Annotated in this window: 6 protein-coding genes; all 6 read left to right on the top strand. The window is 76.4% G+C overall.

The annotated features are described in order from the left end of the window. The first annotated feature begins 15 nt into the window (after window positions 1–15). Complete coding sequence (locus tag LO762_RS11645; protein ID WP_230614615.1) at window positions 16–4,836, top strand: type I polyketide synthase; 4,821 nt, start codon at window positions 16–18, stop codon at window positions 4,834–4,836. Between the two features lies 1 nt (window position 4,837). After that, window positions 4,838–13,072, top strand: coding sequence for a type I polyketide synthase (locus LO762_RS11640; RefSeq protein ID WP_230614614.1), 8,235 nt, complete (start codon window positions 4,838–4,840; stop codon window positions 13,070–13,072). 8 nt (window positions 13,073–13,080) lie between these two features. Then, window positions 13,081–19,065 carry a type I polyketide synthase gene (locus LO762_RS11635; RefSeq protein ID WP_230614613.1) on the top strand — a complete coding sequence of 1,995 codons (5,985 nt, stop codon included), beginning with the start codon at window positions 13,081–13,083 and terminating at the stop codon, window positions 19,063–19,065. A 66-nt stretch (window positions 19,066–19,131) separates the two neighbouring features. Then, window positions 19,132–19,911, top strand: coding sequence for an SDR family NAD(P)-dependent oxidoreductase (locus LO762_RS11630; RefSeq protein ID WP_230614612.1), 780 nt, complete (start codon window positions 19,132–19,134; stop codon window positions 19,909–19,911). A gap of 31 nt (window positions 19,912–19,942) precedes the next feature. Next, window positions 19,943–20,398 carry an ester cyclase gene (locus LO762_RS11625; RefSeq protein WP_230614611.1) on the top strand — a complete coding sequence of 152 codons (456 nt, stop codon included), beginning with the start codon at window positions 19,943–19,945 and terminating at the stop codon, window positions 20,396–20,398. Beyond that, on the top strand, window positions 20,395–20,871 hold the full coding sequence (locus LO762_RS11620) for a nuclear transport factor 2 family protein (RefSeq protein ID WP_230614610.1): 477 nt from the start codon (window positions 20,395–20,397) through the stop codon (window positions 20,869–20,871). The genes LO762_RS11625 and LO762_RS11620 overlap by 4 nt, the downstream gene beginning before the upstream one ends. Window positions 20,872–20,972 lie beyond the last annotated feature (101 nt).

Here is a 20,972-nt window from a genome sequence, read left to right as displayed (position 1 = left end):
GAGAGGAAGGACACGATGACCGAGGAAGACAAGCTGCGGGACTACCTCCGGCGGGTCACCGTCGAGCTGCAGCGGACCCGCCGCAGGCTCGCCGCCGTCGAGGAGACCGCCAAGGCCGCCGCCGAGCCCGTCGCGATCGTCGGGATCGGGTGCCGCTACCCGGGCGGGGTCCGCGACGCCGCCGACCTGTGGCGGCTCGTCGCTGAGGAGCGCGACGTCATCGGGCCGCTGCCCGCCGACCGTGGCTGGGACCTCGACCGGCTCTACCACCCCGACCCCGACCACTCCGGCACCAGCTACGTCCGCGAGGGCGGCTTCCTGCACGACCCGGCCGGGTTCGACGCCGACTTCTTCGGGATCTCGCCGCGCGAGGCGCTCGCCGCCGACCCGCAGCAGCGCCTCCTGCTGGAGACGGCGTGGGAGGCCGTCGAGCACGCCCGCATCGACCCGGCCTCGCTGCGCGGCAGCCGGACGGGTGTGTTCACCGGCGTCATCGCCCAGGAGTACGGGCCGAGCCTGCACCACCCGCCCGCGCAGGGCACTGACGGGTACGTGCTCACCGGCACCACGACCAGCGTCGCGTCCGGCCGTATCGCGTTCACGCTCGGGCTGACCGGGCCCGCCGTCACCATCGACACCGCCTGCTCCTCCTCGCTCGTCGCGATCCACCTCGCGGTGCGGGCGCTGCGCGCGGGCGAGTGCGACGCGGCGCTTGCGGGCGGCGCGACGGTGCTGTCGTCGCCCGGCATGTTCATCGAGTTCTCCCGCCAGCGCGGCCTGGCCCCGGACGGGCGGTGCAAGCCGTTCGCGGCCGCCGCCGACGGCACCGCGTGGGGCGAGGGCGCGGGCCTGCTCCTGCTGGAGCGGCTCTCGGACGCCGAGCGGCTCGGCCACCGGGTCCTCGCGGTGATCCGTGGCTCGGCCGTCAACCAGGACGGGCGCAGCAGCCGCCTGACCGCGCCGCACGGCCCGTCCCAGCGCGACGTGATCCGCGCGGCGCTGGCCTCCGGCGGGCTGGAGCCCGGCGACGTCGACGTGATCGAGGCGCACGGCACCGGCACCGCCCTGGGCGACCCCATCGAGGCGGGCGCCCTCAACGCCGCCTACGGCCGCGACCGCGACCGGCCCCTCTACCTGGGCTCCCTGAAGTCGAACATCGGCCACACCCAGGCCGCCGCCGGTGTGGGCGGCATCATCAAGATCGTGGAGGCGCTCCGCCACGAGCTCCTCCCGCGCACCCTCCACGTGGACGCCCCCACGCCGCACGTCGACTGGTCCTCGGGCCCGCTCACCCTGCTGACCGAGCCCGTCCCCTGGCCCGCCACCGACACCCCCCGCCGCGCCGCCGTCTCCTCCTTCGGCGTCTCCGGCACCAACGCCCACATCATCATCGAACAACCCCCCACCCCCGAACCCACCACATCGGGCACGCCTGCGGACGCACCGGCACCCGTCCGGCTCTCCGGCACGGGAACGCCCACAACCTCCACAACGGCCACACCCGCCGCTGCACCGGCATCAGGCACGACCAGCGCGAACACCGGCCGCTCCGCGTCGAAGCCCACGGAAACGCCGTCAAGTGGCACGGAGATCGACGATTCCACTCGATCCAGCACTGAGGCGCCCGGAACGGGAACTCACGGTGCGGTGGACGGCGCCCCTTCGGGAGGGGAGCCCGTCGACGCCGCCGCGCGCGGCGTGGACGGCGCGTCCGGTGCCGGGCTGCCTGTGGTCTGGGCGGTTTCGGCCAAGGACGAGAGGGCGCTCGCGGAGCAGGCTCGGCGGCTGAAGGAGGCCGTGGGCGGGTTGGCGCCGCGCGACGTGGCGTTGACGTTGGCGACCGGGCGGGCCCGGCTCGACGAGCGGGCCGCCGTGGTCGGGTGGGACGCCGCCGAGCTGGTCGAAGGGCTCGGGGCGCTCGCCGAGGGCGGGAGCTCCGGGCGGGTACTGCGCGGCAAGGCCGGGGGCGGGCTCGCGTTGCTGTTCACCGGGCAGGGCAGTCAGCGGGCCGGGGCCGGGAAGGAACTGCACGCGCGCTTCCCGGTCTTCGCCGAAGCCTTCGACGCCGCCGTCGCCGCACTCGACCGGGAGTTGGCCGGTCACACGGAGCGGTCTGTCGGCGACGTGTGGCTGGAGGGCGGCCCGGAGTTGGACCGCACGCTTTATGCGCAGACGGGGCTTTTCGCGCTGGAGACGGCGTTGTTCCGGCTGCTTGAGTCGTGGGGGATTCGTCCCGACTTTGTGGCCGGGCACTCGATCGGCGAGCTGTCGGCGGCGCACGTCGCGGGCGTGTGGAGCCTGGACGACGCGGCCAGGATCGTCGCGGCGCGGGCCCGGCTGATGCAGGCGCTGCCCGGCGGCGGCGCGATGATCGCCGTCGAGGCGGCCGAGGACGAGGTGACGCCGCTGCTCACCCCCGGCGTCGCGCTCGCCGCCGTGAACGGGCCCACCGCCGTCGTCGTCTCCGGCGACGTCGAGGAGGCCGAGGCGGTCGCGGCGACGCTGGAGGCGACCGGGCGGCGGGTCAAGCGGCTGCGCGTCTCGCACGCGTTCCACTCGCCGCACATGGACGGCATGCTCGCCGAGTTCACCGCGATCGCGGCGGCCGTGCCCGCCGCGCGCCCCACCTTCCCCGTCGTGTCGAACCTGACGGGCGAACTCGTCACCTCCTACGACGACCCGGCCGTCTGGGCGCGGCACGTGCGCGGCACCGTCCGCTTCCACGACGGGCTGCGCGCCCTCGCGGCGGCGGGCGCGACCACGTTCCTCGAACTCGGCCCCGACCCGGTGCTGACGGCGCTCGCGGCCGAGGCCGTCGAGGGCGGGTCGGCCGAGGCGGCGCTGCGCCGCGACACGCCCGAGCCGGAGACGCTCGCCGCCGTCGTCGCCCGCGCCCACCTGCACGGCGCCGACGTGGACTGGCGCGCGCTCCTCCCGGACGCCGCGCCCGTCGACCTCCCGACCTACCCGTTCCAGCGCGAACGCTTCTGGCTCGACCCGTCCCCGGCGTTCGCCCCGGCCGCGCCGGACACGCGCCGCTTCCGCCTGACCTGGCGGCCCGTCGACCCGTCCCCGGCCCCGGCCGCGTCCTGGCTGCTCGTCACGGGCGGCCACCTGTGGGCCGACGCCCTGCGCGCCGCCCTGGAGCGCACCGGCGCCCGCGTCGTCTCGGCCCGCGACACCGCCGAGGCCACCGCGCTGCTCGCCGCGACGTCCGTGCCCGCCCAGCGCCAGTCGTCCGAGGACGCGCCCGTCGCCGAGCGGGTGCTCTCGCTGCTGCCGCTGGGCGGACGCGAGGGCTACCTGGCGAACCTCGAACTGTTCCAGCGGGTGGACCTGCCGCTGTGGTCGGTGACGTCCGGCGCGGTCGCGGTCGGCGCGGGCGAGGAGGTGCCGGGCCCCGGCCAGGCGCTCACCTGGGGGCTCGGCTCGGTCGCCGTCGCGGAGCAGCCGGGCCGCTGGGGCGGCGTCCTCGACGTGCCCGGCGACCCCGACTGGGACGTCGTCGCCCGCGCCCTCACCGGCGCGGGGGAGGAGAAGGAACTCGCCGTCCGGACGGGCGGCGTGTTCACCCGCAGGCTCGTGCCCGCCGCGCCCGAGACGGGCACCGGCTGGACGCCGCGCGGCACCGTGCTCGTCACCGGCGGCACCGGCGCGCTCGGCGCCAGGGCGGCGGTGTGGGCGGCGCGCAACGGCGCGGCCAAGATCGTGCTGGCCAGCCGCAGCGGGGAGGGCGCGCCCGGCGCGGCCGACCTCGCCGCGCAAATCACGGCCGAGGGCGCCGAAGCGGTGTTCGCCGCCGTGGACGTCGCCGACCGGGCCGCCGTCGCCGCGCTGCTCGCCGCGCACCCCGTCAACGCCGTGGTGCACACCGCCGCCGCCCTGGACGACGGGCTCATCACCGACCTCACCCCGGAGCGCGCCGCCCGCGCCCTCGCCGCCAAGGCCGACGCCGCCTGGCACCTGCACGAGCTGACCGACGATCTGGACGCTTTTGTCCTGTTCTCGTCGCTCGCGGGTGTCACCGGCGTCGCCGGGCAGGGCAACTACGCGCCCGGCAACGCGTTCCTCGACGCGCTCGCCCAGCACCGCCGCGCGCTCGGCCTGCCCGCCGTCGCGATCGGCTGGGGCCACTGGGACGGCGCGGGCCTCGCCGACGGGGCCGCCGCGCAGGCGCTCGCCCTGCACGGCGTCAGGGCGCTGCCGCCCGAGGAGGCGATCGAGTACCTCGGGACGGTCACCGCCGCGCACACCGTGGTGGCCGAGGCCGACTGGGACGCGCTCGCGCCCGGCCTGCCGCTCGCCGCCGAGCTGCGCGCCGCGCCGCAGGCCGGGACGGCGGCGGCGCCCGGCGCCGACCTCACCGCCGCGCTGGCCAGGCCGGGCGCCGACCCGCGCCGGATCCTCCTGGACCTCGTCCGGACGCTCGTCGCCGAGGTCCAGGGCCGCAAGGGCGCCGCCTCGGTGGCCCCCGACGCGCCCTTCAAGGAGCAGGGCTTCGACTCCCTCGCCGCCGTCCGGCTGCGCGCCCGGCTCGCCGCCGAGACGGGCCTGACCCTGCCCGCCTCCCTCGTGTTCGACCATCCCACCCCGGAGGCGCTCGCCCTCCACCTCGCCGGCCTGCTGGCCCCCGACCCGGACGTAGAACTGCTCGCCGGGATCGAGGCACTGGAAGCACTCCTGGAGCGCGCGGGCGAGGACGTCAGGGCGGCCGCCGCCCCCCGCCTGCGCGCCCTCGCCGGGCAGGCCGAACCCACGGGCGTAGCCGCCCGCCTCGCCGACGCCACCGACGACGAACTCGTCGAGTTCATCGGATCAACCCTCGGGATCGAATGACATGAGCGATCAGATCAGGACACTGTTGAAGCGCGTGAGCGCCGAGCTGTTCGAAACGCGGCAGCGGTTGAAGGCGGTCGACGAGGAGCGGCACGAGCCGATCGCGATCGTCGGGGCGTCCTGCCGGTTCCCCGGCGGGGCCGACTCACCCGAGGAGCTGTGGCGGCTGGTCGCCGAGGGGCGCGACGCCGTCGGCGGCTTCCCCGAGGACCGGGGGTGGGACCTCGACTCCCTGTTCCACCCCGACCCCGCGCACTCGGGCACCTCGACCACCCGGCACGGCGCGTTCCTTCCGGACATCGCCTCGTTCGACGCCGAGTTCTTCGGGATCTCGCCGCGTGAGGCGCTGGCGACCGACCCGCAGCAGCGGCTTCTGCTTGAGGTCTCCTGGGAGGCGTTCGAGCGGGCCGGTATCGACGTCACCGGGCTGCGCGGAAGCCGGACCGGTGTCTTCGCCGGTGTGAACGGACAGGACTACGCGGCCCGTCTCCCGGTCGTGCCTCAGGCCGTCGAGGGGCACGTCGCGCTCGGCAACGCCGCCAGCGTCACCTCCGGACGGCTCTCCTACTGGTACGGGTTCGAGGGCCCTGCCGTCACCGTGGACACCGCCTGCTCGTCGTCGCTCGTGGCGCTGCACCTGGCGGTCCGCTCGCTGCGCGCCGGGGAGTCGGACCTGGCGCTGGTGAGCGGCTCGACCGTGATGAGCTCGCCCGTCAACTTCGTGGAGTTCTCCCGCCAGCGCGGCCTGTCCTCCGACGGCAGGTGCAAGGCGTTCGCCGAGGGCGCCGACGGCACCGGCTGGGCCGAGGGCGTCGCCGTCGTGCTCGTCGAGCGGCTCTCGGACGCCGTGAAGAACGGCCACCACGTCCTCGCCGTCGTGCGCGGCACCGCGATCAACCAGGACGGCGCGTCCAACGGGCTGACCGCGCCGAACGGGCCCGCGCAGCGCCGGGTCATCCGTGACGCGCTCGCCGACGCCCGCCTCACCCCCGCCGACATCGACGCGATCGAGGCGCACGGCACCGGCACCGCGCTCGGCGACCCGATCGAGGCCGAGGCGCTCATCGCCGCCTACACCCGCGACCGGGACCGGCCGCTGTGGCTCGGCTCGGTCAAGTCGAACATCGGCCACACCCAGGCGGCGGCGGGCCTCGCCGGGATCCTCAAGCTCGTGGGCGCGCTCCGGCATCGGAGCCTGCCCGCGACCCTGCACGTCACCGAGCCGACCCGGCACATCGACTGGTCCACGACGTCGCTGCGGCTGCTCACCGAGGCCGTCACCTGGCCGGAGACCGGCGCGCCGGGCCGCGCCGCCGTCTCCGCGTTCGGCGTCTCGGGCACCAACGCGCACGTCATCCTCGAGCAGGCCCCCGAACCCGCGCGGCCCGCCGAGGACGGCGCGCCGGTGGCCGTCACCGCCGAGCCCGTCCGGGCCGACGCCGAGAGGCCGGTCGCCTGGGTGCTCTCCGGGCGGTCGGAAGCCGCCCTGGAGGCCGCCGCCGGACGGCTGCGCGGCCTCGCCGACGGGCTGGACGCCGCCCAGGCCGCCGATGTCGGGTTCTCCCTGGCGACGACCCGCGCGGCGCTGCCGGAGCGGGCCGTCGTCGTCGCGCCGCCCGAGCGGATCGGCGCGGCCCTGGCCGCGCTCGCCGCGGGCGAGGCGGTGCCCGAGGTCGTGCGGGGCAGGGCCGAGGCGGGCGGGCTGGCGTTCCTGTTCACCGGGCAGGGCAGCCAGCGCGCCGGGGCCGGAAAGGAGCTGTACGGGCGGTTCCCGGTCTTCGCGGAGGCGTTCGACGCGGCCGTCACCGCGCTCGACGCGGAGCTGGCCGGGCACGCCGCGCGGTCCGTCAAGGACGTCCTGTTCGAGGGCGGCGAGGAGCTCGACGAGACCCTCTACGCGCAGACCGCGCTGTTCGCCGTCGAGACCGCGCTGTTCCGCCTGTTCGAGTCGTGGGGCGTCCGGGCCGACCACCTGGCCGGGCACTCCATCGGTGAGCTGTCGGCCGCGTACGTCGCCGGGGTCTGGACGCTGCCCGACGCGGCCCGGCTCGTCGCCGCCCGCGCCCGGCTCATGCAGGCGCTGCCGCGCGGCGGCGCCATGGTCGCCGTGGAGGCGACCGAGGCCGAGGTGCTGCCCCTGATCGCCGGACGTGACGCCGAGATCGCGATCGCCGCCGTCAACGCGGAGCGGTCGGTCGTGCTTTCGGGTGTCGAAGAACCCGTCCTTGAGGTCGCCGAGAGGATCGCCGCGCAGGGTGCCCGCACCCGGCGGCTGCGTGTCTCGCACGCCTTCCACTCGCCGCTCCTCGACCCGATGCTCGCCGAGTTCCGCGCCGTCGCCGAGAGCCTGTCCTACGCGCACCCGACGATCCCGGTCGTGTCCGGCGTGACGGGCCGGGAGGCCGACGCGCTCACCGACCCGGCCTACTGGGTGCGGCAGGTCCGCGACGTGGTCCGCTTCCACGACGTGCTCGGCCACCTCGCCGACGCGGGCGCCACCACCTTTGTGGAACTCGGCCCAGACGGCGTGCTCACCGCGCTCGCCGCCCGTGCCGTGGACGGCGCCACCGCCGTCGCCGCGCTGCGCAAGGACCGCGCCGAGGAGGAGACCGCGCTCCTGGCGCTCGGCAACGCGCACGCGCGCGGCCACGCCGTCGCCTGGACGAGCCTGTTCCCCGGCGCGCGCAAGGTGGACCTGCCCGTCTACCCGTTCCAGCGCCGCCGCTTCTGGCTGGAGGCCGAGGCCGCGGGCGACGCCACCGCGTTCGGCCTGGAGCCGACCGGGCACCCGCTGCTGCCCGCCTCCGGCGACCTGCCGGGCCAGGACGGCGCCGTCCTCACCGGCCGGATCTCCACCGCCACCCACCCGTGGCTCGCCGACCACGTCGTCCAGGGCTCGGTCGTGGTGCCCGGCACCGCCTTCGTCGAGTTCGCGCTGCGCGCGGGCGAGGCGGCGGGCGCGCCGGTCGTCGAGGAACTCGTGGTGGAGACGCCGCTCGTGCTCCCCCAGGGCACCGCCGCCGACCTGCGGGTGGTGCTCGCCGAGCCGGACGCGCGCGGCGGCCGCGCCCTCACCGTGCACGCCAGGGTGGCCGACGCGTGGACCAGGCACGCGCACGGCAGGCTCGGCCCCGAAGACCAGCGCCCGGCCGCCGCCGGCGCGCACCCCGCCGCGGGGCCCGCCTCTCCGGACGGGGCGGACCCCGCGGCACTCCCCGCCGACGTCTACGACACCCTGGCGCGGCGCGGCCTCGACTACGGGCCCGCGTTCCAGGGCGTCACCGGCGTCTGGCGGGACGGCGAGGCGCTCGTCGCCGAGATCTCGCTCGCCGAGGCCGAACGGGACACCGCCGGACGGTTCGGGCTGCACCCGGCGCTGCTGGACGCGGCCCTGCACCCGGCCGCGCACGCCGCAGACGTCCCCGACGGCCACACCCTCCTCCCGTACGCGTGGGAGGGCATCCGCCTGCACGCCTCCGGCGCGGCCGACCTGCGGGTCAGGCTGGCGCCGCAGGGCGAGCACGCCTTCTCGGTGCACGCCTCCGACGCGTCCGGGGAGCCCGTCCTTACGGTCGAATCCCTGCGCGCGCGGCCCATCCCGCTGGGCGGGCTCGGCTCCGCGCCGCGCAGCCTGTACCGGGTGGCCTGGACGCCCGTGGCGCCCGCCGACCAGCCGCTCCCGGACGTGCTCACCCTCCCGGCGTTCGTCCCGGACGGCGCCGGGCAGATCGAGGCGGCGCACGCGCTCACCGCGTCCGTGCTGACCGCGCTGAACGCGCACCCCGAGGACGGCCCCCCGCTCGCCGTCCTCACCGACGACCCGCGCGAGCACCCGGCGGCGGGCGCGGTCTGGGGCCTCGTGCGCACCGCCCAGACCGAGCGGCCGGGCCGCTTCCTGCTGGCCGCCGCGCCCGAGCTCACCGAGGACCTGCTCCGCGCGTTCTCGGCGGGCGAGTCCCAGCTCGTCGCGTCGCCGGAAGGGCCGCTCGCGCCGCGCCTGGTCCGGGCGTCCGCGCCGCCGCCCGAGCCGCCGCGCCCGCTCGACCCCGAGGGCACCGTTCTCGTCACGGGCGGCACCGGCGGGCTCGGCGCCGCCGTGGCGAGGCACCTGGTCGCCGAGCACGGCGTCCGGCGGCTGCTGCTGGCCGGGCGGCGCGGCCCGGCCGCGCCCGGCGCGGCCGGGCTGGTCGCGGAGCTCGCCGCGCTGGGCGCCGAGGCCGAGGTGGTCGCGGTGGACGCCGCCGACCGCGCCGCCCTGGCCGCCCTCCTGGACGGCCGCAGCCTCACCGCCGTCTACCACCTGGCCGGAGCCGTGGACGACGGCGTGCTGTCCGCGCTGACGCCCGAGCGGGTCTCCGGTGTGCTCGGTCCGAAGGCCGACGCCGCCTGGCACCTGCACGAGCTGACGCGCGGCCACGATCTCGCCGCCTTTGTCCTGTTCTCGTCCATCGCCGGTGTCTTCGGCAGCGCGGGCCAGGGCGGCTACGCGGCCGCGAACGGCTTCCTGGACGCGCTCGCCGCGCTCCGGGTCGCGGGCGGCCTGCCCGCCCAGTCCCTCGCGTGGGGCCTGTGGGAGGGCGACAGCGGCATCACCGCGCACCTCACCGGCGCCGACCTGGCCCGCGCGGCCCGGCGCGGCGTCCGGCCGCTGCCCGTCGCCGAGGGCCTCGGGCTGCTCGACGCGGCACGGCTCGACGGCGCTGCGGCCCTCGTGCCCGCGCTGCTCGACCTGGGCGCGGAGGACCCGCCGCCGCTGCTGCGCGGCCTGGCCAGGCCCCGCCGCCGCGCCGTGCGGCCCGAGACGGCGGCCGCCGTGACCGGCGAGGCGCTGCTGGACCTCGTCCGCGCCCAGGTCGCGGGCGTGCTGGGCGACCCGTCCGGCACCGTCCCCGCCGACCGCGCCTTCACCGACCTCGGGCTCGACTCCCTCACCTCGGTGGAGCTGCGCGACCGGCTGTCGGCGGCGCTGGGCCGCAGGCTCCCGGCCACCCTCACCTTCGACCACCCGACCCCGGCCTCCCTCGCCGCCGCCCTGGACGAGCGGAGCGGCCCGGCCGAAGAAGAGGTACGCAAGGCAGACCCGGACGAGCCCATCGCCATCATCGGGATGGCCTGCCGCCTGCCCGGCGGCGTCACCTCCCCCGAGGAGCTCTGGGAGCTCGTGGCGGAGGGCAGGGACGCCGTCACCGGGTTCCCCGAGAACCGTGGCTGGGACCTGGAGGGCCTGTACGACCCGGACCCCGACGTCCCCGGCAAGTCCACCGTCCGGCACGGCGGCTTCCTGCACGAGGCTGGCGAGTTCGACGCCCCCTTCTTCGGGATCTCCCCGCGCGAGGCACTGGCCACCGACCCCCAACAGCGCCTCCTCCTGGAGACGTCCTGGGAGGCGTTCGAGCGGGCCGGTATCGACCCGACCGGGCTGCGCGGAAGCCGCACCGGCGTCTTCGCGGGCGTGATGTACCACGACTACACGCCCCGGATCGGTGAGGCGCCCGCCGCGCTTGAGGGATACCTCGCCAACGGGTCGGCCGGTAGCGTCGCGTCCGGCCGGATCTCCTACTCGTTCGGGTTCGAGGGCCCGGCCGTCACCGTGGACACCGCGTGCTCCTCCTCGCTCGTGGCGCTGCACCTCGCCGCGCAGTCGCTGCGGTCGGGCGAGTCCGACCTGGCGCTCGCGGGCGGTGTCGCGATCATGTCCTCGCCCGCCGTCTTTGTGGAGTTCTCCCGCCAGCGCGGCCTTTCCCCGGACGGCAGGTGCAAGGCGTACGCGGACGCGGCCGACGGCACCGGCTGGGCCGAGGGCGTCGCCGTCCTCCTGGTGGAGCGGCTCTCCGACGCGGTCCGCAACGGCCACCCCGTCCTCGCCGTCGTGCGCGGCACGGCGGTGAACCAGGACGGCGCGTCCAACGGCCTCACCGCGCCCAACGGGCCCGCGCAGCAGCGGGTCATCCGCCGCGCGCTGGCCGCCGCCGGGCTCGGCCCGGCCGACGTGGACGCGGTCGAGGGCCACGGCACCGGCACCCGCCTGGGCGACCCCATCGAGGCCCAGGCGCTGCTCGCCACCTACGGCGCCGACCGCGACCGGCCCCTCTACCTCGGGTCCCTGAAGTCGAACGTCGGGCACACCCAGGCGGCGGCGGGCGCGGCGGGCGTCATCAAGATCGTCAACGCGCTGCGGCACGGGGTGCTGCCCAGGACGCTGCACGTGGACAAGCCGACCAGCCAGGTCGACTGGTCCGAGGGCGCGGTCGAGCTGCTCACCGAGGCGACGCCGTGGCCGGAGACGGGACGGCCGCGCCGCGCCGCCGTCTCCGCGTTCGGCGTCTCCGGCACCAACGCGCACGTCATCCTGGAGCAGCCGCCCGCGCGGCCCGAGCCCGCCCAGGGCCCGGACGCCCCGGACGCGCCGTGGCCGGTGTCCGCCCGCACGCCGGGCGCGCTCGCCGCCCAGGCCGGACGGCTCGCCGAGATCGACCACGAGGCGAGGGCCGTGGACGTCGGCGCGTCGCTCGTGCGCGGCCGCGCCGCGTTCACCGAGCGCGCCGTGGTGCTCGCCGAGCACCGGGAGGCGCTCGCCGCGCTCGCCCGTGGCGAGAACTCCGAGCACGTCGTGCGGGGCCGCGCCGACCTCACCGGCCGCACCGTGTTCGTCTTCCCCGGCCAGGGCCCGCAGTGGGTAGGCATGGGCGCCGCGCTGCTGGACGCCTCCCCGGTGTTCGCGGCGCGGATCGCCGAGGCGGCCCGCGCGCTCGCCCCGCACATCGACTGGGACCTCGTCGAGGTGCTGCGCGGCGGCGGCGACCTGGACCGGGTGGACGTGGTCCAGCCGACGCTGTGGGCGGTGAACGTCGCCCTCGCCGAGGTGTGGCGCGCCCACGGCGTCGTCCCGGCGGCCGTCGTCGGGCACAGCCAGGGCGAGATCGCCGCTGCCGTCGTCGCGGGCGCGCTCACCCTGGAGGACGGGGCGCGGGTCGTCGCGCTGCGCAGCCGGGCTTTGCGGGCGTTGGCCGGGACGGGCGGGATGGCCGCCGTCGAGGCGAGCCGCGACGAGGTCGCCGCCTGGCTTGAGGGCCGTGACGTGTCCGTCGCCGCCGTCAACGCGCCGCGCGCGACGGTCCTCGCGGGGAACCGGGCGGACCTGGAGGCCGTGGTCGCCGACGCCGTCGCGGCGGGCCGCCGGGCCCGGCTCATCGACGTGGACTACGCCTCGCACTCGCCGCACGTCGCGCCGATCGAGGCAGACGTGCTCGCCGCCCTCGCCGACGTCAGGCCGCGCCCGGCGACGGTGCCGCTGCTGTCCACCGTCACCGCCGACTGGCTCGACACCACCGGCCTGGACGCCGCCTACTGGTTCCGCAACCTCCGCTCCGAGGTCCGCTTCAAGGACGCGGTGGAGGCGCTCGCGGCGGCCGGACACGACGTCTTCGTCGAGATCAGCCCGCACCCCGTCACCGTCTCCGCGCTCCAGGAGACGCTGGAGGCGGCGGGCCGTCCCGAGGCCGTCGCGGCGGGCACCCTGCGGCGCGGCGAAGGCGGCCTGCCCAGGTTCCTGCGCTCGGCCGCCGAACTGTACGTGCGGGGCGTCCCGGTGGACTGGCTGCCCGCCCTGCCCGGCGGCCGTGACCTCCCGCTGCCCACCTACGCCTTCCAGCGCGCGCGCTACTGGCTGGAGCAGGACCACACCGGAGGCGGCGGCACCGTCAGGGCCGACCTGCCCTCCGAGCCCGCCCCGCAGACCTCGCCGAACGCCTTCGACGGGCTGTCCGGAGCGGAGCTGGACGAGGCGATCACCCGCCTGGTGCGGGCCGAGTCCGCCGCCGTGCTGGGCCTCGCCGGGCCCGCCGAGGTCGAGGACGGCCGCGCCTACCGCGACGTCGGCCTCGACTCGCTCGCCGCGGTGGACCTGCGCAACCGGCTCGGCGCCGCGACCGGCCTGCGGCTCCCGACCACGCTGGTGTTCGACCACCCGACGCCGCGCGACATCACCGCCTACCTGAGGGCCGAACTCGACGGACGCGACGGCGGGCCCGTCCGCTTCCCGTCGCTCGACGCCTCGGTGACCTACCTGGAGGAGGCGTTCGGGGCGCTGGACGCCGCGGACCCGACCCGCGCTGACGCCGTCGCCCGGCTCCGCGCCCTGCTCGACGGGCTCCGCCGCACCGGCGGCGACGACGGCGACCTGGACCTGGACTCGGCCACCGACGAGGAGCTCTTCGAGCTCATGGACAACCTGTGAGGAACGCGATGGCCACCGACGACAAACTCCGCGACTACCTGAAGCGCGCCCTCGCCGACGTCCAGCGGCTCAAGCGGCAACTGGACGAGCCGATCGCGATCATCGGGACGGCGTGCCGCCTGCCCGGCGGCGTCACCTCCCCCGACGAGCTGTGGACCCTCGTCAGCGAGGGCCGCGACGCGGTCGGCCCGTTCCCGGCCGACCGGGGCTGGGACCTCGACGCGCTCTACGACCCCGACCCCGACCGGCCCGGCACCTCCTACACCCGGCACGGCGGCTTCATCGACGACGTCGCCGGGTTCGACGCCGAGTTCTTCGGCATCTCGCCCCGCGAGGCACTGGCGATCGACCCCCAACAGCGCCTCCTGCTTGAGGTGTCCTGGGAGGCGCTGGAGCGGGCGGGCCTCGACCCCGCCGCGCTGCGCGGAAGCCGCACCGCCGTCTTCGCGGGCATCGCGGGCGAGGACTACGCGCCCGACGACTTCCCCGAGGAGCTGGAGGGCTACATCGGGACGGGCACGCTGCGCAGCGTCGCGTCCGGCCGGATCGCCTACACCCTCGGGCTTGAGGGCCCCGCCGTCACCGTGGACACCGCGTGCTCGTCGTCGCTCGTCGCGCTGCACCTGGCGGCCCGCACGCTGCGCGCCGGGGACGCCGACCTGGCGCTCGTCGGCGGCGCGTCGATCATGGCGTCGCCGTTCGGGTTCGTGGAGTTCTCCCGGCAGCGCGGCCTGTCCCCGGACGGCAGGTGCAAGGCGTTCGACGCGACCGCCGACGGCACCGGCTGGGCCGAGGGCGTCGCCGTGCTCGTGGTGGAACGGCTCTCGGACGCCCGGCGCAACGGCCACGAGGTCCTCGCCGTGGTGCGGGGCAGCGCGGTCAACCAGGACGGCGCGTCCAACGGCCTGAGCGCGCCCAGCGGCCCGGCCCAGCGCCGCGTCATCAGGGACGCGCTGACGGCGGCGGGCCTCCAGCCGGGCGACGTCGACGTGGTCGAGGCGCACGGCACCGGCACGTCACTGGGCGACCCGATCGAGGCGTCCGCGCTGATCGCCGCCTACGGGCGCGGCCGGGAACGTCCGCTTCTGCTCGGCTCCCTCAAGTCCAACATCGGGCACACCCAGGCGGCGGCGGGCGCGGCCGGGATCATCAAGATGGTCCAGGCGCTCCGCAACGACCACCTCCCGGCGACCCTGCACGTCACCGAGCCCACGCCGCTCGTGGACTGGACGGCGGGCTCGGTCGAGCTGCTCACCGAGCCCCGCCCGTGGCCGGAGACGGGCCGTCCGCGCCGCTTCGGCATCTCCGCCTTCGGCGTGTCCGGCACCAACGCCCACGTCATCATCGAGCAGCCCTCCGCCGAGCAGCCCGCCCCCACCGCGACCGGGGCCGGTGCCGGCGCGGGCACCGACCCCGGTGTCTCCGCCCAGCCGACGACCGGCGCGGGCGCCCGGGGGCCGTGGCCGGTGCTGCTCTCCGGACGGTCGTGGGAGGCGGTGCGCGCGCACGCCGCGCGGATCCCGGACGGCCAGCCGATCGCCGACCTCGGGTACTCCCTCGCCACCACGCGGACGGCGCACCCGTACCGCGCCGTCGCCGTCGTCGAGGACGCGGACGGGCTCAGCCGCGCCCTGACCGCGCTGGAGCGCGGCGAGCCGTCGCCGGACGTGGTGACGGGCAGGCCCGGCCGGCTCGCGTTCCTGTTCACCGGCCAGGGCAGCCAGCGCGAGCGGATGGGCGCCGAACTGCTGGAGCACGAGCCGGTGTTCGCCGAGGCGTTCCGCGCCGTCGTGTTCGAGCTCGACCGGCAGCTCGCCGGGCACGCCGAGCTGTCCGTCGCGGACGCGATCCTGGACGGCGGCCCCGAACTCGACCGGACGCTGTACACGCAGACCGGCCTGTTCGCCGTCGAGGTGGCGCTCTACCGCCTGTACGAGTCGTGGGGGGTGCGGCCCGACTTCGTCGCCGGGCACTCCATCGGCGAGCTGGCCGCCGCGCACGTCGCGGGGATCTGGAGCCTGCCGGACGCCGCCGCGCTCGTCGCGGCCCGCGCCCGGCTCATGCAGGCGCTGCCGGGCGGCGGCGTCATGGCCGCCGTGGAGGCGACCGAGGAGGAGGTGGCGCCGTTCCTCGGGGAGGGCGCCGACCTCGCCGCCGTCAACGGGCCGTCGTCGGTCGTGGTGTCGGGCGACCCGGAGGCCGTCGGCAAGATCGCCGCGCACTTCGCCGGGCTCGGCCGCCGCACCCGCGACCTGCGGGTCTCGCACGCGTTCCACTCCGCGCACATGGACGGCATGCTCGCGGAGTTCCGCGAGGTCGCGGCGGCCATCGAGCACCGCAAGCCGACGATCCCGGTGCTGTCGAACCTGACCGGCGAGCCGCTGACCGAGGCCCCCGAGCCGGAGTACTGGGTGCGGCACGTGCGGGAGGCCGTGCGGTTCGCCGACGGGCTGAACCGGCTCGCCGCCGAGGGCGTCTCGACCTTCGTCGAGCTGGGCCCCGACGCGGTGCTGAGCGCCCTCGCGGCCCGCAACCTCACCGGCCCCGTCACGGCGGTGCCCGCGCTCCGTCCGGGCCGTCCCGAGGCCGTCACCGCCCTGCTCGGGCTGGGCGCCGCGCACGCGAGCGGCCGCGAGATCGACTGGAAGCCGTTCTTCCCCGGCGCGGCGCGGGTGCCGCTGCCGACGTACCCGTTCCAGCGCGACAGGTTCTGGCTGGAGCCGCGCAAGGCCGCCGACGCGGCCGGGCTCGGGCTGGGCCGTCCGGAACACCCGCTGCTGGGCGCCTCGCTCACCCTCGCGGACGCGCCCGGCACCGTCCTCACCGGACGGCTGTCGCTGCGCACCCACCCGTGGCTCGCCGACCACGTCGTCCTGGGCACGGTCATCGCGCCCGGCACGTCGCTGGTCGAGCTGGCCGTCCGGGCGGGCGACGAGACGGGCCTGCCGGTGCTGGCCGAACTCGTCATCGAGGCGCCGCTCCTGGTGCCCGCCAAGGGCGGCGTCGCCCTCCAGGTGGCGGTGGGCGAGCCCGCCGCCGACGGCACCCGCCAGGTCACCGTGCACTCCAGGGCCGAGGGCGACACCGGCCCGTGGACCCGGCACGCCATCGGCGTCCTCGCGCCCGACACGCCCGCCGCCGACGTCCCCGCCGAGACGGCATGGCCGCCGCCGGGCGCCGAGCCGATCGACATCGCGGAGGTCTACCCCGAGCTGTCGGACGCGGGCCTCTACTACGGCCCGGCCTTCCGTGGCCTGCGCGCCGCGTGGCGGTCTCCCGAAGGGTTCTACGCCGAAGTGGCGCTGCCCGAGGGGACGGGGCCCGAGGAGTTCGGCCTCCACCCGGCGCTCCTGGACGCCGCCCTGCACATCGCCGCCCACCACGGCCTGTCCACCAGCCCCGAGGGAAGCAACCGGCTCCCGTTCGCCTACGCGGGCGTGAAGCTGCACGCCTCGGGCGCGTCCGTCCTGCGGGTGAAGCTCACCCTGCGCAGTGACGACGAGCTGGGCCTTGAGGCGTCCGACGAGTCCGGCGCGCCGGTGGTGACGGTCGGCGCGCTGCGCGCCCGGCTGGTCTCCGCCCGGCAGCTCCGCGCGGCCGGGCCCGCCGACCTGTACGAGGTCCGCTGGGCCGAGGCCGTCGCGGGCCGCTCCGGCGTCGACCCCGAGGTCATCGAGGCGGCCGACGCCACGGCCGCGCTGGCGGCGCTGCAAGGCGCCCTCGCCGGAGACCGTCCGATCCTGGTGCTCACCCGTGACGCGGTGGCCGCCGCCGAGTCCGACTGCCCGGTTGTGGTGGCCGCGCCCGTCTGGGGCCTGGTCCGCGCCGCGCAGGCCGAACACCCCGGCCGGATCGTGCTGGTGGACGTCGCCGAGGGCGAGCGCGCCCCCGCCGACCCGTTCGGCTACGGCGAACCGCAGCTCGCCGTCCGCGACGGACGGGTCCTCGCGCCCCGCCTCGTCCGGGCCGCGCCGCCGGAGGACGACGAGCAGGCCCACACCTGGAACCCCGAAGGCACCGTGCTCATCACCGGCGGCACCGGTGTCCTGGGCGCGGCGCTGGCCCGGCACCTGGTGACCCGGCACGGCGTCCGGCACCTGCTGCTGCTCAGCCGCGGCGGCCCCGACGCCCCCGGCGCGAAGGCCCTCGTGGACGAGCTCGTCGAGCAGGCGGGCCCCGACGCGAGCGTGCGGGTCCTCGCCGTGGACGTCGCCGACCGCGAGGCTCTCGCCGCCGTCCTGGGCGCCATCCCCGACGCGCACCCGCTGACCGCCGTCGTGCACACCGCCGGGGTCGTCGACGACGGCCTCGTGGAGACGCTCACCGCCGAACGGCTGGAGAACGTCCTCGCGGCCAAGGCACAGGGCGCGTGGTTCCTGCACGAGCTGACCGAGGGCCTCGACCTGGACGCGTTCGTGCTGTACTCGTCCGTCGCGGGCCTCATCGGCGGCCCCGGACAGGGCTCCTACGCCGCCGCGAACGCCTTCCTGGACGCGCTCGCCGCGCACCGGTCCGTGCGCGGCCTGCCCGGCACGTCGCTCGCCTGGGGCATGTGGTCGGAGCCGTCCGGCGTCACCGCGCACCTCACCGACGTGGACCGCAGCCGCGCCGCCCGCTCCGGCATCCGCCCCCTGGAGACCGACGCGGGACTCGCCCTGCTCGACGCGGCGCTCGGCCTCGGCCGTCCGCTGCTGGCGCCCGCGCCGCTCGACCCGGCCGCGCTGCGCGCGCGGGGCGAGGACCTGCCCGCGATCCTGCGCGCCCTCGTGCCCGCCGTCCGCCGGACGGCCTCGGGCGCGGCGGGCGGCCCGTCCCTCGCGCGGCGCCTCGCGTCCGTGCCGGAGGACGGCAGGCAGGACGCCCTGCTGGAGATCCTCCGAGCGGAGGCCGCCTCGGTGCTCGGCACCACACCGGACCGGATCGACCCGGACCGGCCGTTCCAGGAGGTCGGCCTCGACTCCCTGGCGTCGGTCGAGCTGCGCAACCGGCTCGGCGCGCTCAGCGGGCTGCGGCTGGCCGCCACCGTCACGTTCGACCACCCCGACGCCCGCTCGCTCGCCGCGCACCTGCTCACCCTGCTCGGCGACCCCGACGACGCGCCCGCCCACGACGGGCCCGCCACGACGGCCGACGGCGACGGGTACGGCCCGCTGTCCACGCTGTACCGGAGGCTCGCCGCACAGGGCGAGTTCCCGGCGGCCGCCCAGCTCATCGGCGTCGCCTCGCACCTGCGGTCGTCCTTCACCCTCGACGAGCGCGCCGACCACGCCAAGCCCGCGCTGACGCTCGCCGAAGGCCCCGAGGAGATCGCGCTCGTCCTGTTCCCGGCCGTCTCGGCGATCTCCGGACCGCACGAGTACGCCAGGTTCGGGCACGCGATGCGCGGCGAACGCGACGTGTTCGTCATCCCGTCGCCCGGCTACGCCGAGACCGACGCGCTGCCCGACAGCGAGCGGACCTACATCACGATGCAGGCCGACACCGTCGCGAAACTGGTCGAGGGCCGCCCCTACGCGATCCTGGGCCGCTCCATGGGCGGCTGCATCGCGCACTCGGTCGCCGAGGAGCTGGCGCGGCGCGGGCACGGGCCGAGCGGCCTCGCGCTCATCGACACCTACCCGATCGACAGCCCGCTGCGGCCCGGCTTCGAGGACTGGTGGCTGGCCGCGATGCTCACCGGCATGATCGAGCGGATCGAGCGCTACGACATGGTGTGGAGCGACGCGAGCCTCACCACCATGGGCGCCTACGGCCGGGTGCTCGCCGCCTGGGACCCGCAGCCCGTCGCCGCGCCCACGCTGCTGATCCGCGCCGCCGAGCCGCTCGCCCACACCATCGTGGACGGCCCGCACGACTGGCGCGCGTTCTGGCCGCTGCCGCACGACACGCGCGACGTGCCGGGCGACCACTTCACCGTCCTGGAGGATCACGCGGAGACCACGGTGGAGGCCGTCCGGGAGTGGCTCGGCGCCCTCACCGGGGTCCGGCCGTGATCCGGCACTGACCTGAGGGACCGGCTCCGTCCGGGGGCCGGTCCGTCCCGACACGAGGAGGAACACATGAGCGTGAGCGCAGTGGCGGTCGTGACCGGAGCGGGCTCCGGGATCGGCCTCGCCGCCGTCCGCCTGTACGCCGAACGCGGATACGGCGTCGTCGCGGTGGACGTCAACCCCGGCGGGCTCGCCGAACTGGAGAAGATCGGCAACGTCGTCGCGCTGCGCGGCGACGTCGCGGAGGAGAAGACGAACGAGGAGTTCGTCTCGGTCGCCCTGGAGCGGTTCGGCCGTCTGGACGCGGTCGTGCTGAACGCCGGGTTCGGCGGGGCGGGGCCGCTGGAGTCGCCCGGCGCGATCGACAGGTTCGACCGGATCGTCGCGGTCAACCTGCGCGGCGTCGTCCTGGGCGTCAAGGCGGCGCTCCCGGCGTTCCGCGCGGCGGGCGGCGGCGCCGTCGTCGCGACGTCGTCGGTGTCGGGCCTGGCGGGCGATCCGGGCACCTGGGCCTACAACGCGGCGAAGGCGGGCGTCGTCAACCTGGTGCGGGGCCTCGCGATCGACTACGCGGTGGAGAACATCAGGATCAACGCGATCGCGCCCGGCGGGACCGCGACCGCGCTGACCCAGGGCGTCATCGCCCACCCCGAGCTGGGCCCGGCCGTCACCCGGCGGATCCCGCTCCAGCGCTGGGCGGAGCCGCGCGAGCAGGCGGAGGCAGCCTTCTTCCTCACCTCGCCCGCCGCCTCCTACATCACCGGCGTGACACTGCCCGTGGACGGCGGCCTGAGCGCCAACGGCGGGATACTGCTGCCGCCCGCGTTCCCCGGCGACGCCCCCCACTAGAGACCCCCACCCCATCCGAGAAGGAGCACACATGAGCACGCAGGCGAAGCACGACGGCACCGACGCCGAGGCGGTGCTGGCGACGGCCGAGCGCAACAAGGAGCTGACCCGCAGGTTCTACGCCGAACTGGTCACCGGCCCCAATCCCGACCTGCTGGAGGAGTTCGTCGCGCCCGACGCGGTGGACGAGACGACCGCGGGCGTGAACGGCATCGAGGACTTCCGCGGGCACCTCGCGTGGATCGCCGGGTCGGCCGGGAAGGTGACGGCAACCGTCACCGACGCGGTGGCCGACGGCGACAGGGTCGTCGCGTTCTGGCGGATCGAGGGCACCCACACCGGCGAGCTGTTCGGGCTGCCGCCGACCGGAAAGCCGTTCAGCGGGTACAGCGTCAGCACCCTCACCTTCCGCGACGGCAAGATCGTCCGCTACGCCGTGCTGCCGGATCGCCTCGGCATCCTCCAGCAGCTCGGCGGCCTCGGGTGACGGCCCTCCGCTACGCGGACCGGCTGGAGATCACCCAGGTCCTCGCGCTGTTCACGCACGCCTTCGACAACGCCGACGTGGTGGACCTGCCGCTGGTGTTCACCCCGGACGCGGTGATCGAGCTGCGCCGCACGGGCCGCTCGGTCGTCGGCATCCAGGCCATCGCGGCGTTCGCGCAGTCGCTGCGCGGGCACGCGCCCGACCACCACACGCTCGACACCGTGCTGCTGCCGGACGGCCCCGGACGGGTCCGCGCGCGCAGCCGCTACATCGCGCTGCTCCCGGACGGCGCCGTGCACAACGGCGACTTCCTGGACGTGCTGGTGCTCACCGCGCGCGGCTGGCGCATCGAGCACCGGACGGCGGTGCCCAGGTACCCCCTGGGCGAGCCGCTCGTGCCGCTGCCCGAGGGCTACATCACGCCTTGGCTGCCCGTGCACGAGGGCCGCGCCGACGCGCGGGCCGAGCTGTGACCGCGCCCGCGCACCGGCAGGCGCACGGATAAGGGTCGCTAGGGGTTCGCACCCCTGGCCCGCGCCGAAGGCGGCGGGCTAGCTTCACCCTAATCCCTTCT

This window comes from Actinocorallia sp. API 0066 (genome assembly GCF_020991275.1).
In the GTDB taxonomy this organism is placed as follows: domain Bacteria; phylum Actinomycetota; class Actinomycetes; order Streptosporangiales; family Streptosporangiaceae; genus Actinocorallia.
The sequence above is the reverse complement of the archived record's forward strand: the minus strand, read 5'-3'. Positions and strand labels throughout refer to the sequence as shown.

Bases quoted from the DNA above. Each gene is read 5' to 3' on its own strand.
- LO762_RS11645 (WP_230614615.1), top strand. From the start codon at position 16: ATGACCGAGGAAGACAAGCTGCGGGACTACCTCCGGCGGGTCACCGTC.
- LO762_RS11635 (WP_230614613.1), top strand. From the start codon at position 13,081: ATGGCCACCGACGACAAACTCCGCGACTACCTGAAGCGCGCCCTCGCC.
- LO762_RS11640 (WP_230614614.1), top strand. From the start codon at position 4,838: ATGAGCGATCAGATCAGGACACTGTTGAAGCGCGTGAGCGCCGAGCTG.
- LO762_RS11630 (WP_230614612.1), top strand. From the start codon at position 19,132: ATGAGCGTGAGCGCAGTGGCGGTCGTGACCGGAGCGGGCTCCGGGATC.
- LO762_RS11625 (WP_230614611.1), top strand. From the start codon at position 19,943: ATGAGCACGCAGGCGAAGCACGACGGCACCGACGCCGAGGCGGTGCTG.